The following is a 14,154-nucleotide window of genomic DNA, read 5'->3' on the forward strand; positions in this document are numbered from 1 at the left end:
CTCGAGGTTGCCATCCTCGAAACGGTAGGGCGAGCGGCCGATGATGCGTTCGCCATTAACGCGCGTCCAGCCGCCGTCGCCGCCCCGCCCCCCCCGCCGCAGCAGGTCGAAGCCGGCGAGCCGGGCGCCTTCCGCCCGCCACGTTATCGAGGCGCCGTTTTCGCGGGGCGCGGCGCGGAAGGCCGTCACCTTCACGTCCACCGTGTGGTCGTTGAGGAAGACGACGAGCGGCTTGCGCGAGAAGCCCGCCGCCAGGTCGAGCGCGCCGTCGCCGTTCACGTCGCCGATGGCGATGGCGCGGACCTCCTGCGAGCCGGTGTACTGCCACGTCGGCTGCTTGTCGATGGCGCCGGCCTTATTCTCCCACACTGACAGGCCCCGGTAGGGGTGGTTGGCGATGACGATGTCCTGGTAGCCGTCGCCGTTGAAGTCGCCGATGGCGGCCTCGTTCACGCGGACCTGGCCGGACGACGTCCACGCCGGCGTCGAGGCCAGCGTGCCGTTGTCGTTGGCGTAGATGCGGAGGAGGTCGTTGCTGCCGGCGACGAGGAGGTCCTGGTCGCCGTCGCGGTCGTAGTCGAAGAAGATGACGCCGCGGTCGGTCTTGGCCGGGTTGCCGGATGTCCAGCCGGGGGTCGTGTTCGGCGTCCCGGTGGTATTGAGATATACGCAGGTGTCGAAGTTAGACCACTTCGCGACCGCCAGGTCGAGCTTCTTGGAATAGGTGTAGTCGATTTCCGCGGTCTCACCCTGCCGCAGCGGCCTGCAGAACGAAACCCATCCCGCGTAGAGGTCGCAGGCGTACGCGGCGTTGAGCGGCGCGCCACCCAGGCGTAAGGCGTCTATGCGGAGCAGCGGCGCGTGCTTCAGGTAAAATACCTGGCGGGTGCCGTCGCCTTTTAATTGTTCGCCCTTAACCTGCGTGAAATCGGCGCCGTCCACGTCGCCGAGGCAGACGCCGTTGAAGACGCCCTGGCCGCTGGAGCGCCATCCGGCCGTCGCGCCGAGGCTCGAGCCGGTGTTCCAGAAGATGTAGACCGGGCGGTAGGGGTCGGTCGGGCTGCGGCCCTCGTTGGAGGTCGCGGCGTCCACGTCGCCGTCGCCGTCGATGTCGCCCAGTGATGAACCGGTGGCCCAGGCCGGCTGCGACGACGACCAGTCGGGGGAAGTGTTGGGGCCGCCCGTTTTTCCGTAATAGACGGAGTTCGGTTGGTACGACGCGCCGCCGTTGGCGGCGAACACGTCCGGCACGCCGTCGCCGTTAACGTCGCCGGTGTCGAGTTCGGCGGTGTGGCGCTCGAGCGCCGAGGTCCACCCGGGCGAGCTCCCCAGGTTGCCGCCGTCGTTGTAGAAGACCATGTTGTGGTAATCGGTGATGGGCGGGTACCAGTTGCTGCCGTCGTAGCAGCCGGCGACGAGGTCCAGGTCGCCGTCGTCGTCCACGTCGGCGAAGGCCAGGCCGCCGTAGGCGCGCTCCGCCGTTTCCCACGTCCAGCTCGGCTGCGACTTGAGCGGGATGTCGGCCTGCGCCGCGACGGCGATTAAGGCCAACGCCGTTAAATATCTAAACATATCGTTCACTCCTTTTCGCTTTCCTTAAGGTCGCCGGTAACGACGGACCCCGGCGTAATTTTCACGTTGGGCCAAACGCGGCTCCCGGGCGCCACGCGGGCGCCCGCGCCCACCCGGGCGCCGTCCCCCAGGGCCGCGCCGTCGACGACGGCCTCCGCGCCGACGACCACCCCTTCGCCCAGCGCGCTGCCGGCCACCGCCGCCCCCTCGCCGACTTGCACGCCGTCGAGCAGCAACGACGCCTCGACGACGGCGTTGGCGCCGACCTCGCAACGCGCGCCCAGGGCCGAGCGGCCGCCGACCGTGGCCTCCGGGCTTAAGCGGCAGCCTTCCCCAATTATAGAACTTCCTTCCCCTGCAGGCCAGAGCAAAGTTTGCGCCGATATTAGGTCTTGAGGGGTGGCGATCGGCAGCCACGGCGCTGCGGCCTCGACCACCGCTACGGCTCGAGCCGTGGCGTATTTTTCCAGCGCCGCGGTAAACTCGAGCTCGCCGCGCGGCGACGGCTCGAGCGGGTCGACGTACGCGAATATCTCCTGGTTGACTTTATACAGGCCCGCGTTGACCAGCGCCGCGCCGCCGTCGGCGGGTTTTTCTTTTATGCGGCGCAAGAGGCCGCGCTCGACTTCCAGCACGCCGAAGCGCCCGGAAGAGGCGACCGGCGCGCCCAGTAGCGCGGCGCCGGACGCGGAAGCCACCGCCTTTACGTTTTCCGCGCCGTAGTAGTCGTCGCCGTTGATGACGAGGAAATCGGCCGCGACGGCGTCTCGAGCCGAGGCCACGGCGTCCGCCGTCCCCCGCTGGTCGGCTTGCACCCGGTACTCGAGTTTCAAGCCGGCGTAGCGTTCGCCGAACGTCGCCCGGACCATCTCGGCCCGGTATCCGACGACCAGTATCGCCTCGTCGGCGACGGCCGCGAGGGCCTCCAGCGTGTGGGCCAGCAGCGGCCTGCCCAGCAGCGGCAGCACCGGCTTGGGCCGGGTGAGCGTGAGCGGGTACGTACGCATCGACTTGCCGGCGGCCAGGACGACGGCCTTCATTCGTTCCCCCCTTCGGCTCCGCTAGGGGAGGTCGGGGAAGCTTCGGGCGGCCGGCTTTCGTAGGCGGGAGCGCGGCGCGGGAAGGCCGCCAGCCGCGCGGAGTAGTCGTGCCACTCCAGCCGAGTTAAGATGCCGTCGTGGGTATAGCAGGCGCGCAGGGGGCCCGGCTCGAGTAGATACTCCCGGCACAGTAGCCTTTCGTCCGCCGCGACGACGGGTTTGAAGCCTTGCCATTTGGCGCGGCCCGGGCCGGCGGCGGCCGGAAAACAGAATTCGTACGGCGGCGCGTCGTCCTCGCGTGGTACGGCTACCGCCGCGCCGAGCGCTATGAATTCGGCCAGGCCGGGGTTGCGGGGGGCATCCGGCGATACGCCGCAGATAGGCTCGCACCGGCCTACGCCCCCGACCGCGCGGCCGAAAATTTCGCCGCGGGTGTAGACGACCGCCGGTTCTTTCGCCGTCTTCTCGTACCAGGCGGCGATGCCGCCGGCCGGCGTGCCGGCGCAATATATGGTGTAGAAAAACTCCGCGCCGTTTTTAAGGCCGGGGATTTCCGCGGCTATCGCTCGAGCGTCGGAGCCGTCGACTTCCGGCTCGCCGGCCACCGCGAACTTGATTACCGTCGCCGGCTCCTCGGATGCCGCCAACGCGATGCGGAGTTGAGGCATAGGCCGCCCGGGCGCGGCGACCGGCCGGCCGTCCACCTCGAGCCAGTCGTACGACGAAAGCAGGTTGCCGGCGAAGAGCCCCAGGCCGGCGCAGAAGCGGACCGTCTTGCCCGCGGCCCGGTACGACGCCGCCAATCGCTCGAGCTCCCCCGCGCCTTGGATTCCGGGCCACGTTTCTCGCCCGGCGGGCGCGAAGGCCCCGGCGGCCGGCTCGAGCGACGGTTGGAGGTAGGGTTCCAGCGTAAACGTGCCGTCGACGACGTTGCAGGCCGTTACGCCGTCAAACGTCTGGCCGGGGTTCGTGAGGTCCTCGACGCGAGCCGGCCGCGACAGCCGGGCCGTCAACGGCAGGTTCAATCGGACCGCCTTCGGCTTCGGCGGGAGCACGAACGGCAGGTACGCCCAGGAGGGCTTACGGTACAGGAAGGCGCGCGGCCGCGGCCGGCGTCGGGCGCGGCTGACGTTTAAATTGCCGTTCACGTAATTCGAAACCGTGCCCTCGGAGCCGAACGTAACGCGGACGTAGTCGGCGTCGCCGCGGCCGGTCCACGAGCGCCCGTCGCCGCGGCCCCGGTAGCGGGAAACTCGGCCGGTGGCGACGTCGAGGCCCGTAATGGTCGGCGCGCGGCCCCCGTCTCGCGACGTCGCGACGGGAAGCGCGATTCCTTTGAACGTTATGAAGGAGGGGGCTTCGGCGCCGCGGCTTTCGGTTACGTTACCGAATTCGTCGATCAGTTTGAAGTGCCAGGAGCCGCCGCGCCGGTAGTGGAATTCGCCGCCTTCCCAGCGCCCGGCGACGTGGTACGCCGGTTCGCCGGGGCGCCGCGCGGCGACGAGGGCGAGCTCGTCCTCCACGACGCCCGGGCCGTCGGCCCAACGCCGCAGGTGAAGCCGGCACTCGGCCGCGGCGAAGGCGCCCGAGGAATCGCGGCGGGGGCCCAGTTCGTCGCGGCTAATCCAACCGACCACCGCGCCGCGGCTTCGTACGGCGAAGTATTCCGGCGTTTCGCCGCCCGGCGGGGCGCAGCATAAAAAGACGGCCGCGCCGGCCGCCAAAAACGTTGCCGAGGACTTGCAGTTCATCTCGCGAGCGTTGGGGTGCGGTTCTCTGCGGTTAAAGCTTGTGGAGGATAAAAGCCGCGCCGATGATGCCGATTACCGTGAGGACGTTTATCTTTAAAATCAATCCGAAGGTCAGCGCCAGGATGTGCAGGTTAAGGGTGGCGGGGTCGAGGCCGAAGGTAATGCTTTTGAGAAAGAAATTTTTCACGCCGCCTTCCGGGAGGTACGCGCCCAGGAGTTCGCCGACCATCGTACCCAAGAGCGCACCTATGATAACGATTATTAAACCTTTGAGAAGGCTCTTACCTGCGGGCATTTCGTTAGCTCCCTTCCGCGCGCAACGGGGTTCGTTTCCCCCGCTCGGCGCGGTTTAAACCGGCAGGTTGCGTCGTCGGTCCGTTTTACGGTTTGGAAGCCCCCCGCGGTAGTATCGGAACGACAAATCCTACGTCAACCGATAATAGCATAGCCGGGAGGTAGGGGGAAGTTTTTTATCGCGGCGGAGCGGCGTTGCCGGTCTTTTGGGTTTAAATGTAGAGTAAAGGGACATGGTACCCACCAGGATATGGTAAAGTTGAGTTGGATAAAAAGCTCGACTTTCGCCAAAATCCGGAGGTGGCGTACCGATGTCCCGACTAAAGTATAAGGATATATGTGGAGGAGAGCAACGGAAATTTACGTTACGGGTAGATATAGTGCAATACGCGGAGGAGCACGGGGTAAGGAGAACGGCGGGGGCGTACGGGACGACGGCTAAGACGGTGCGGAAGTGGCGGGACCGTTACCGGGAGGAGGGGGTTAAGGGGCTTGAGGACCGTAGCCGGCGGCCGAAGAATAGCCCCGGGCGTACGGCGCGGAAGTTGGAGAAGCTGGTGGTACGGCTGCGGCAGCAGTACCCGACGTGGGGTGGGAGGCGTTTGGTGGAACGGTTCGAGTTGGCGTGTTCGGCGCCGACGGTGTATAGTATACTTAAACGGCACGGGGCCTATAAACCTCGGAAGCGGCGGTGGCGGCAGAAGCGAGACCTTAGAGAGAAGAAGAAGCGGCTGGGATTTTTAGGTAAGGTGCAGTTCGACCTGAAGCACTTAACGGATATAGATGAATATTATCGGCCGCTGAAGGCCTACGAGTTGCCGCGGTACGAGTACACGGCGCGGGATGTGCGGACGGGGATGGTGGTGGTAGGGTTAGCGTACGAGGCGTCTTTGACGAACGCGGTGACGTTCGCGCGGTACGTGGCAGGTCACCTGGAACGATGGGGGGTGAAGGTGCGAGGGACGACGTGGCAGACGGACAACGGGGCGGAGTTCGTGGGTAGCGCCAAGGCGAAAAAGCCCTCGGCGTTCACCGCGGCGGTAAAGAGGTGCGGGGCACGGCACGACCGCATCCCGCCGCGGGCGCCGACGTGGAACTCGGACGTAGAGGCGTTCCACCGTACCGTCCAAGACGAGTTCTATCGCTGCGAGCGCTTCCACGGCCTAGGCGACTTCCTGGCCAAAGCCAACACCTACGTCGCCTACTACAACCTCTTCCGCCGCAACCGCCACCGCGGGAACCTGTCTCCGTTCCAAATCGCCTCCTCCTTGCGGCCCGGCCTCTCCGAGCACCTGTTTACCCCGCCCCCTATTATCCTCGACCTCGTTGAACCCGAAACAGGTGAGTACCACGTCCCTTGTCCGCCCATCTTTTGGGTTTAAAGCTCTTGACTGGCGAGTTTGGCTGTGATAGATTTATTAAAAACAAGGAGGAAGTGCCGGTGCGTACCAGAATCATCGTTTCGTGCTTGGTAATACTCTTCGCGCTAAGCGGCGTCGTGCTAGCGAAGTCTTGGCGCGTTGCGGGCGCTATTGTCCATATGCGCGAGGACGAATACCAAGCGGCGATCAAGCTGTTGGAAGAAGAGGTAGCCGAGTCTCCGGATAGCGCGGAGGCGTGGGCGTATCTCGGCGACGCTAACGCTCACGAGAGTGAGTTTATGGAGGCCGCGGACGCGTGGTCCCGCGCGGAGGATATATACGCCCAGAAGAATAAGAAAAAAGAAATAGGTAAAATACTCCAGAGCCGGGAATTCTTTTGGTCCCAAGCCTTCAACGCCGCGCACAGATACCTCGCCCGGGCGCTTAGTATCGTTAACGACCCCGAATTCGTCTCCGAAGAGGGAGAGACCGTCGCGGGCGATTTGGATAAGGCGGAGGGGGGGTTCATCGCGACGTACCACGTTTTCGAACCCCATCCCAAGACGCTGTTCCTTTTGGGATTAGTTTACGAGGAGAAGGCGACCTATTACGGCGATTTGGAACCCGAAGAATCGGTGGACGTTACCGAATACGACCTCGACACCGGCGCCGCGGCCCAACGCCAGGTTAAAACCGGCGAGTATGCCGAAGAGATGTGGGCTAAGACGCTGGATACGTACGAAGTAGCCGTGGGGGCGAAGCGCGCCGATAAGGCCGGGCCGAACTGGGACGAGAAGACGCCGCTCGGCGAGTACCTTCTAAAGGTCGTCAACGCGTGCCTGCGCCTCGAGAAGTACGAGCGCGCGCTCGCGATTATCGAACCGCTTTTGGAAGAGAGGCCCCGCGAAATGATGCTGCTGAACGCCAAGGCGGCCGTTATGGACAAGCTGGGCCGGGTCGACGAGGCGATAGCGACCTACGAGGTCGTGGTCGAGTCCACCGAGGACCCGAAGATAAAAGGCGAGGTCCTGGGCGAGATTGCCGCCTACTACTTGAGGAAAGAGTACGAGGGGCGCGACCCCAAGAAGGCGATAGAGTATTTAGAACAGGCGATGGAGTATGCGCCGGACGACTACCGCATATACATCAACCTCGGTAAGGCGTACGGCGAAATCGGCGAGTACGAAAAGGGCAAGGAATACCTAGAGAAGGGGGAAGAGCTCTACGAACAGCAGAAATAGACTCGCGACGGGGCAAGGCCGTAGTCGGGGCGCCTTCCGGAGGGACGTTAGATGAGGTGCCCGGCGTGCGGCGGCCCGGTGGCACCGGACGAGCTTCAGCTCGGCCTGTATCAGTGCGCCCAATGCGGAGAAGTCGAGGTAGACGAGGGTGGCGCGTACGTGCGGGGCCGCTTCTACGAACTCGAAAACGACGGCGAGAATTCGCCTCTCGACGAGTGGGACGCCGCGCCGGAAGAGTACGTGCCAACCTGGGAGGACGTCTTCGCCGGCGAAGATTCCTCCAAGCCGTACGACGAATAAAAACGAACGCGTTGGACTTCAACCGCCGCCGGTGAACCCGGCGGCTTTTCGATTACTTTACCCTTCGGCGTAGCGGCGAACGCGGAACGCTACGCCCCATTCCTTCGCCAGGCGCTCCACGGCCTCGAGCGGTACGGCCTCGGCGGCGACGGCGGTTATTATCACCGTGGGTACGTGGCGCTTGGCGACGGTCACGAATTCCTCTACCGCGCGCCAGGCCGCGGCGCCGGCGCGCGGCCGGCACAACCGCTCGTAAGCGGCCTCGTCCGGCGCGTTGACGCTCACCGAAACCTTGTCGAACAGGCCCGCCATCTCGGCCGTCACGTCGCGGCCTTGCGTGAGGTTCGCCGAGCCGTTGGTATTCAGGCGGACGACGCCGCCGGCTCGCTTCACCGCCCGGGCTACTTCCGTCACCGTTTCCCAACGTATCGTCGGCTCGCCGTAGCCGCAGAATACCACTTCGTCGTAGGCGGCGGCGTCGCCTATCGCGGCGATAATCTCGGCCGCCGTCGGCTCCATCTTCAAGCGCAGGTCGTAGCCGCCCACCCCCGGTGCGCGTTCGCGGATGCAGAAGCGGCACGCGTTCGTGCACCGGTTCGTGACGTTCAAGTAGAGCGAGTTCCTCAGGCGGTAAACTATCGCGCCGCCGAAATCGGGCTCGAGGCCGAAGAAGCGCCGCGCCACCAGCGTCGTTTCCGCGTAGACGTCTTCGGGCGGCTTGCCGGCTCGAGCGCTCAGCGCGTCGGCGGCGAGGGGCAAGTAGGCCGGTTCGTTTCGCTCCCCCCGGCGCGGTATGGGCGCCATGTACGGCGCGTCGGTCTCGAGCATCGTCGTGGCGAGGTCCAGCTCCGCGAAGTAGGCCGGCGGCCGGCTTTCCCCTCCGTACGTTATGTTCCCCGTGAACGAGACGAATAGGCCGCGTCCTCGCGACCACCGGTAATATTCCAAGTCTCCGGAGAAGCAGTGGAGGACGCCGCCGCGGGGCGGCGCGCCCTCCTCGTCCAGAACGAGCCTGAGGTCCGCCTCGGCGTCGCGCTGGTGGAGGATTATCGGCAGCTCCAGCTCGCGCGCCAACGCGAGATGCCAACGCACGAGCTCGAGCTGCTCGTCGCGGGGCAGCGCCATAAAGTGGTAATCCAAGCCGCACTCGCCGACGGCGACGGCCAAGCCCTCCTCTTTGCCCCGGGCCAACGCTTCTTTAATCCCGGACGCTTCGGCGTCGTCGAGGTGCAAGCCGCAGTTGGGGTGGAGGCCGGCGGCGACGTAAACGCCGTCGTAGCCGCGGCCTAGCTCGAGCGCCCGGGCGGTATCGGCCGCGGCGCAGACGGGTACGACCATGTAGCGTACTCCCGCCTCGCGGCCGCGCGCTATCACGTCGGCCGCGTCCGCGGCGAAGTCCTCGTGCTCGAGGTGGACGTGAGTGTCGGCGAGGAGGTAGTTTAGCTTCATGCTATTCGTCCGCACGGGGAGAGGTTGGTCCCCAACGTACGTTCCGGGGAACGGCGAGGATTCGGGCGGGCTCGTTACGGCGCCGATCGATTATTACGAGACGGCGCCCCGGTGAGCAATTACGGCGGCGCCGTTAGAAGAAGAACGCCGGGCCGAAGCCGGCGCTGAAGGTGGGTTTCCGGGTGCCGGTTTCGTCTTTAAGGCTGGCCGGTTCGACCTTCGTGAAGTCGTAGTCCAGCGCGGCCGTAACGTATATACAGAATGGCAGGACGATTTCGATGGTGTTGGCGTTGCGGAACGCCAGGCCGTTCTTCCAGCCTTCGTCCTCTTCCGCCTCTTCGAATTCAAGGCTGCCGTAGCGGCCGCGCCAACCGAAGTACACGTCGGAGAAGATGCATTTGGTCGGCGACGGCCTGAAACGTACGCCGCCCAGAACGCCGAGCTGACCCAACGAGCCGCCCCTATCGCTGGTCGCGAAGCGCGCGCCGAAGAAAGGCCTGACCGCCGGCCTGAGCGGCCCCGACGTGAAGTAGACGGGTAGGTTATAGTTGAAGTCGAAGACCTTGATCGGCAGGCCGAAGTAGCCCTCGGTCGCGGCGAGGTCGAAAGTGACGAGGTGCGTTACGCGCCCGTCGTTGCGATAGAAGTCCGCGCCGAGGTGAAAGGCCACGTTGTACGAGCTTTCCCGGGCGGCATCGACCACGCCGAATGCCTCGTACGACGCCGCGCCCAGAACGCCGCCCACGAGCGTCGAGTGCTCGAGCTCCTGGGCGTACGAGGCCGCGGCCGCGGCCAGGACGACGACCAAGACCCTATTTCTCATTTTTTGTCCTCCTTTAGAAGCTGAACGCCGGGCCGACGTCGACCAGGCCGTAGCCGAATTTAGCTTTGTCGAATCTGAACGCGGCCTCGAAGCCCGCCCGGAGCGCTATCGTTTCGTTAAGGGCGAAGAAGTAACGGTTCCGGATGGTCCCGAAGCCGTCGTCGTCGACGTATTTATAACCGCCATCAAAGGTGAAGTAGAACGGCGACGACAACGAGTTCAAGCGGACGCCGAAGTACGCGGCTATTATGGGGAGGAACCGTTCTTCGCGGCGCCGGTCTCCCCCCCCATCGGTTTCGTCGTCGGCGAAGTAATTCAAGCCGACGGCGGGAGCCAAATAGGGCCGGAATTTCCCTTTGAAGGGATACATCCAGTATTCGTTCTCCCAACGGACGGACGTCGTGTTGCCGTTTTCCGGGTTCAATACGTGGCCGCCGAGGCGGACGTCGACGCCGAACCAGGAGCCGTCGTATTGGGCCCAGAGGGCGCCGCCGCCGCCGAAGCTCGAGGACGGCCCGAACGCCGCTACCGCCATCGGCCCGAGGCGCAGGGCGCCCTCGTCGGTGGCGTCGGGGATGGTCCCGGCCCACGCCGCCGCCGCCGCGGCGCACAGTGCCGCCGCCAACGTAATGATAAAACGCCCCATTTGTGCTCCTCCTCTTTTTCGTTATTAAACGGGATATTCTTCCCGGACCGCTACCAGGCTATATTCGCCGAGGTCCGCCCGGGCGAGCAGCGCCGGCATCGGCCCCGCGGCGCCCAGCTCGCCGCCGGCCTTCATTAGGTACCCGCGCGTCGCGAGCTCGCGGGCGGCGGCCACCTCGTGCGTCGCGAACACCAGCGTCGTCCCGCGCGCCTCGTTGAGCTCCCTCAGATAGGATATCACGCGGTCGCGCGCCCGGGGGTCGAGCCACTCCAGCGGCTCGTCGAGTACCAGCAGCTCCGGCGACGTCACCAGAGCTCCGGCCAGCGCCACCAGTTTCTTCTCGCCGCCCGAGACGTAGTGCACGACCTTACCGGCGAGCTTCTCGATTTCCAACGCGGCGAGAACGTCGCCCACGCGCCGGTCGACTTCCGCGCGCGGTACGCCCAGGTTCCGCGGCGTGAACGCCACGTCGTCGAAGACGGTGGGGCCCAATATTTGTTCGTCGACGTTCTGGAGGACGACGCCGATGCGACCCACCAGCCGGTCGAACTCGCGCGCCGGGTTCGCGCCGAATACCCGCACCTCGCCGTCGACCGGCTCGAGCATTCCCAGGATATGTTTGAGGAGCGTCGTCTTGCCGCAGCCGTTGGGGCCGAGGATGGCGACGCGTTCGCCGCCGCGTATTTCGAAGTCGAGGCCGCAGATGTCGACTTCGGTCCGGTCGGCGTAGACGTGGCGGACGCACCGCACCGATACTATCGGCTCAGAGGTATATTCGGCCATCGAAACCCCGCACTTTGAGAGCCGCGGCGGCGTTCTCGGCGCGCTCCAGCGCCGCCAGCACGACGTAACCCACCGCCCGGCCGGTATTGACTACGAACCGGCGCGGGTGCCGCCACCCGGGCGCGCCCCGCAGGCGGTACGCGGTCCGCACGTCGCGCGCTACCGCGGCGAGTATGAATACGGCGCGGTAACTCAAAAAGAGGCCGGCGACTATGAACTTCGGTAGAAACCGCCCGGCGGCCAACAGTCGCGGCAGCGGCGTCGTCGCCACTATAAGGAGGACCGTCAGCGACACCGTCATCACGCGTACCGCGAAGTACACCACCGCGAAGACGTCGAGCCCCCGCACGCTAAAAAATAAAAACGTCAGGAAAACCAGCGGGTACGCCGACGCCGCCAGTACGCGCCGCGCCGGCAGCCGCGACGTAAACAGGAACGCGAGCAGCACGACGTACAGCGCGCCGTAGAACAGGAAGTCGTAGACGAATATTATCGCGGCGACGACGCCGGCGAGCCATGCCAGCTTGGGCCAGGTCGGCAAGCGGTGCAGCCACCCGCTTCCCGACGTCGCCCAGTAGTCGAGGTCTTCGAGGAACATTACGTCGCTTCCCCAAAGAGCCGCGGCGCGGCCTTCTTGAGGTAGGCCGCCACCGTGGCCGTTACCAGCGCCTCCAGGACCCAGCCGATGGAGCCCAGGCCGTAGAAGAGGGCGGCGAGGCGGCCGCGCGATACTTCGGCTTGGCTTTCGTCGGCGTGGTGCCCTTCGTGTCGCGCGTGGTCGTCGAACAGCTCGAAGGTGACGACGCTGCCGCGGCCTCGCTCCACCACGTCGCCGAAGTCGCGCGTGCCGACGGCGACGACGCCGAACGCGAGCGTCGTAGCCGCGGCCAGCGCGACCAGCGTCGCGACGAACGCCCGGGGCCACGTCGCCTTTATGAACGCGGCGGCGCGGAAGAAAGCAAAGGCCGCGAGCGCCTCCGCGCCCAGCGTCACCGTATTCAGGCCGATTACGGTTATGCCGCCGTGGCCCAACAGTGCGAGTATGACGTTGGCGAACAGGCAGGCGAGGAGCGCCGCCGCCGGCCCGGCCACGATACCCGCCAGCGCCGCCAGGTTGAGATGGTACCCCAGCGGCGCGACGTGGAACGACATCGCGACGACCATCAGCGCCGCGAAAAACCCCGCCCGGGCGAAGACGACCAGGTTCGGGGCCCGAAGGAACTTGAGCCACGAAAGAACCAAAAAGGCGGCCACGACGGCGTAGCCGGCCGCCCACAAGTAGAACGGTAGAACGCCGTCCGGAAGGTGGAGGTGGGCCATAGGATTTCGTCGGGCCGTTCGCCGGCGCGGCGACTTACGCGATGCGGCGGACTTCCACTAACAGGCCGTCGGCGCGGACCACTTCCACCGACCCGCCCGCGGGGATGGCCTCGGCCGCGGTGGCGCGCCAATACTCGCCGCGGACGAATACCTGGCCGCCCGCGGGCCCCACCGCCGTCGTAGCCCGGCCGCGTTCGCCCACCATCCCCTTGTCGCCGGTGGTGGGTTTGCGGCGTTGGGCGCGCAGGCCCATCCCCACGGCGAAGAGGAAGAAGAGCAACGTCGTGACCACCGCCGGTATGATGACGGCCCAGGATATCCGCAGGTATTGCGCGGGCGTATTTATGAGTAAAATAGAACCGAGCAGCATCGAGATCGTCCCTCCCACGGCCAGCAAGCCGTGGCTGGTTATCTTTATCTCGGCCAAAAAAAGTATTATAGCAAAAACGATGAGCCCCACGCCGGCGTAATTCACCGGCAGCGTCGACAGCGCGTAGAAGGCGAGGATGATGCAGATGCCGCCCGCCACGCCGGGCAGGATGGAGCCCGGGTTGGAGAGCTCGAAGATGATGCCGTAGAAGCCGATGATGAGGAGGATGTACGCGACGTTGGGGTCCGTCAGTACGGCGAGTAAGCGTTGGCGGAAGTCGGGCGTAAACTCCTCGACGCGCGCGCCCTTCGTCTTTATGACGACCTCGCGGCCCGCGGCCTTCACCTTCCGGCCGTCCACTTTCTTCAGCAGGTCGTCGAAGTTCTCGGCGACGAAGTCGACGACGTTCTCGGTTACGGCGTCCTCCGCCGACAGCGAGGCCGACTTGCGGACGGCGAGCTCGGCCCACTTCTCGTTGCGGCCTCGCCGCCGCGCCAGGCTCTTGATGTAGGAGGCGGCGTCGTTCGTTATCTTCTCCGTCATGGCCTCGTCGGCGCCCTCGCCGCCCATACCCAGCGTTACCGGGTGGGCCGCGCCGATGGAGGTGTTGGGGGCCATGGCCGCGACGTGCGCCGCCAGCGTGATGAAGGTCCCGGCGCTCGCGGCCCGGCCGCCCGGGGGCCACACGTACACCGCCACCGGCACCTTCGACGCCAGGATCTTCTTGATTATCTTGCGCATCGACGGGTCGAGGCCGCCCGGCGTGTCGAGCGAGACGACCACCAGCGACGCGCGGTCCGCTTCGGCCTGCTCTATCCCCTCGACGATGAACTCCGCCATAATGGGGCTGACGACGCCTTCGATTTTGAGGTGGCGGACGAGGGGGGCGTCGGCTCGAGCGGCAGCCGCGAGCGCTATAGCGGCGACGGCAACCGTAAGTAGTATTTTCCGTGTCGTTTTCATAATTTTTTAGTTGTAAATCGCCAGAACGCGGCCGAACGACGACGGCGACGCGACGCCCGGATATTCGTCGTAGCCCCCGCACGTGCGGTCCCACCACTTGGTAAGGCGCCAGTACTTCTTGCCCGCGGTCGAGTCGTACCGCTCGAATTCGAAGTTGCAATACCCGTTATCGGCGATGAAGCCGTTTAGCTCGTCGATCATTACGACTAGGGAAAGGGTTATATTATCGGCCCGGTACGTG

At 65.3% G+C, this 14,154-nt stretch carries 15 protein-coding genes; 3 read left to right on the top strand and 12 right to left on the bottom strand.

The window, feature by feature from the left end:
• From VMX79_05805 to VMX79_05820, 4 genes are all read right to left on the bottom strand, one after another.
• On the bottom strand, positions 1–1,572 hold a 1,572-nt coding region (locus VMX79_05805), incomplete at its 3' end, for a VCBS repeat-containing protein (protein HUV86610.1).
• A gap of 5 nt (positions 1,573–1,577) precedes the next feature.
• Positions 1,578–2,612, bottom strand: a complete 1,035-nt coding sequence (locus VMX79_05810) for a sugar phosphate nucleotidyltransferase (protein ID HUV86611.1) — start codon at positions 2,610–2,612, stop codon at positions 1,578–1,580.
• Positions 2,609–4,363 (bottom strand): hypothetical protein, encoded by a 1,755-nt coding sequence (locus VMX79_05815; GenBank protein HUV86612.1) that lies wholly within the window; start codon positions 4,361–4,363, stop codon positions 2,609–2,611. The genes VMX79_05810 and VMX79_05815 overlap by 4 nt, the downstream gene beginning before the upstream one ends.
• A gap of 31 nt (positions 4,364–4,394) precedes the next feature.
• Positions 4,395–4,658 (bottom strand): DUF4321 domain-containing protein, encoded by a 264-nt coding sequence (locus VMX79_05820; protein HUV86613.1) that lies wholly within the window; start codon positions 4,656–4,658, stop codon positions 4,395–4,397.
• A gap of 379 nt (positions 4,659–5,037) precedes the next feature.
• On the opposite strand from VMX79_05820, the gene VMX79_05825 reads away from it, so the two are divergent.
• From VMX79_05825 to VMX79_05835, 3 genes are read left to right on the top strand one after another with little or no spacing between them, the layout of a single operon-like run.
• Complete coding sequence (locus VMX79_05825; protein HUV86614.1) at positions 5,038–6,039, top strand: helix-turn-helix domain-containing protein; 1,002 nt, start codon at positions 5,038–5,040, stop codon at positions 6,037–6,039.
• 59 nt (positions 6,040–6,098) lie between these two features.
• Complete coding sequence (locus VMX79_05830) at positions 6,099–7,259, top strand: tetratricopeptide repeat protein (protein HUV86615.1); 1,161 nt, start codon at positions 6,099–6,101, stop codon at positions 7,257–7,259.
• A 51-nt stretch (positions 7,260–7,310) separates the two neighbouring features.
• On the top strand, positions 7,311–7,559 hold the full coding sequence (locus VMX79_05835) for a hypothetical protein (GenBank protein HUV86616.1): 249 nt from the start codon (positions 7,311–7,313) through the stop codon (positions 7,557–7,559).
• Positions 7,560–7,616: 57 nt separating this feature from the next.
• Here VMX79_05835 and VMX79_05840 read toward each other — a convergent pair whose 3' ends face one another.
• From VMX79_05840 to VMX79_05875, 8 genes are all read right to left on the bottom strand, one after another.
• Entirely contained in the window at positions 7,617–9,008 is a 1,392-nt protein-coding gene (locus VMX79_05840; GenBank protein HUV86617.1) for a TatD family nuclease-associated radical SAM protein, read from the bottom strand.
• 133 nt (positions 9,009–9,141) lie between these two features.
• Entirely contained in the window at positions 9,142–9,831 is a 690-nt protein-coding gene (locus VMX79_05845) for a hypothetical protein (GenBank protein HUV86618.1), read from the bottom strand.
• 13 nt (positions 9,832–9,844) lie between these two features.
• On the bottom strand, positions 9,845–10,477 hold the full coding sequence (locus VMX79_05850) for a hypothetical protein (GenBank protein ID HUV86619.1): 633 nt from the start codon (positions 10,475–10,477) through the stop codon (positions 9,845–9,847).
• 24 nt (positions 10,478–10,501) lie between these two features.
• Entirely contained in the window at positions 10,502–11,260 is a 759-nt protein-coding gene (locus tag VMX79_05855; GenBank protein ID HUV86620.1) for an ABC transporter ATP-binding protein, read from the bottom strand.
• On the bottom strand, positions 11,241–11,858 hold the full coding sequence (locus tag VMX79_05860) for a CbiQ family ECF transporter T component (GenBank protein HUV86621.1): 618 nt from the start codon (positions 11,856–11,858) through the stop codon (positions 11,241–11,243). The genes VMX79_05855 and VMX79_05860 overlap by 20 nt, the downstream gene beginning before the upstream one ends.
• Complete coding sequence (locus tag VMX79_05865) at positions 11,858–12,580, bottom strand: energy-coupling factor ABC transporter permease (protein HUV86622.1); 723 nt, start codon at positions 12,578–12,580, stop codon at positions 11,858–11,860. Before VMX79_05865 ends, VMX79_05860 begins: the two co-directional genes overlap by 1 nt.
• Positions 12,581–12,614: 34 nt before the next feature.
• Positions 12,615–13,913, bottom strand: a complete 1,299-nt coding sequence (locus VMX79_05870; protein HUV86623.1) for a nodulation protein NfeD — start codon at positions 13,911–13,913, stop codon at positions 12,615–12,617.
• Positions 13,914–13,919: 6 nt separating this feature from the next.
• On the bottom strand, positions 13,920–14,154 hold a 235-nt coding region (locus VMX79_05875; GenBank protein HUV86624.1), incomplete at its 5' end, for a hypothetical protein.

This window comes from bacterium (assembly GCA_035529855.1).
GTDB lineage: Bacteria > RBG-13-66-14 > B26-G2 > WVWN01 > WVWN01 > WVWN01.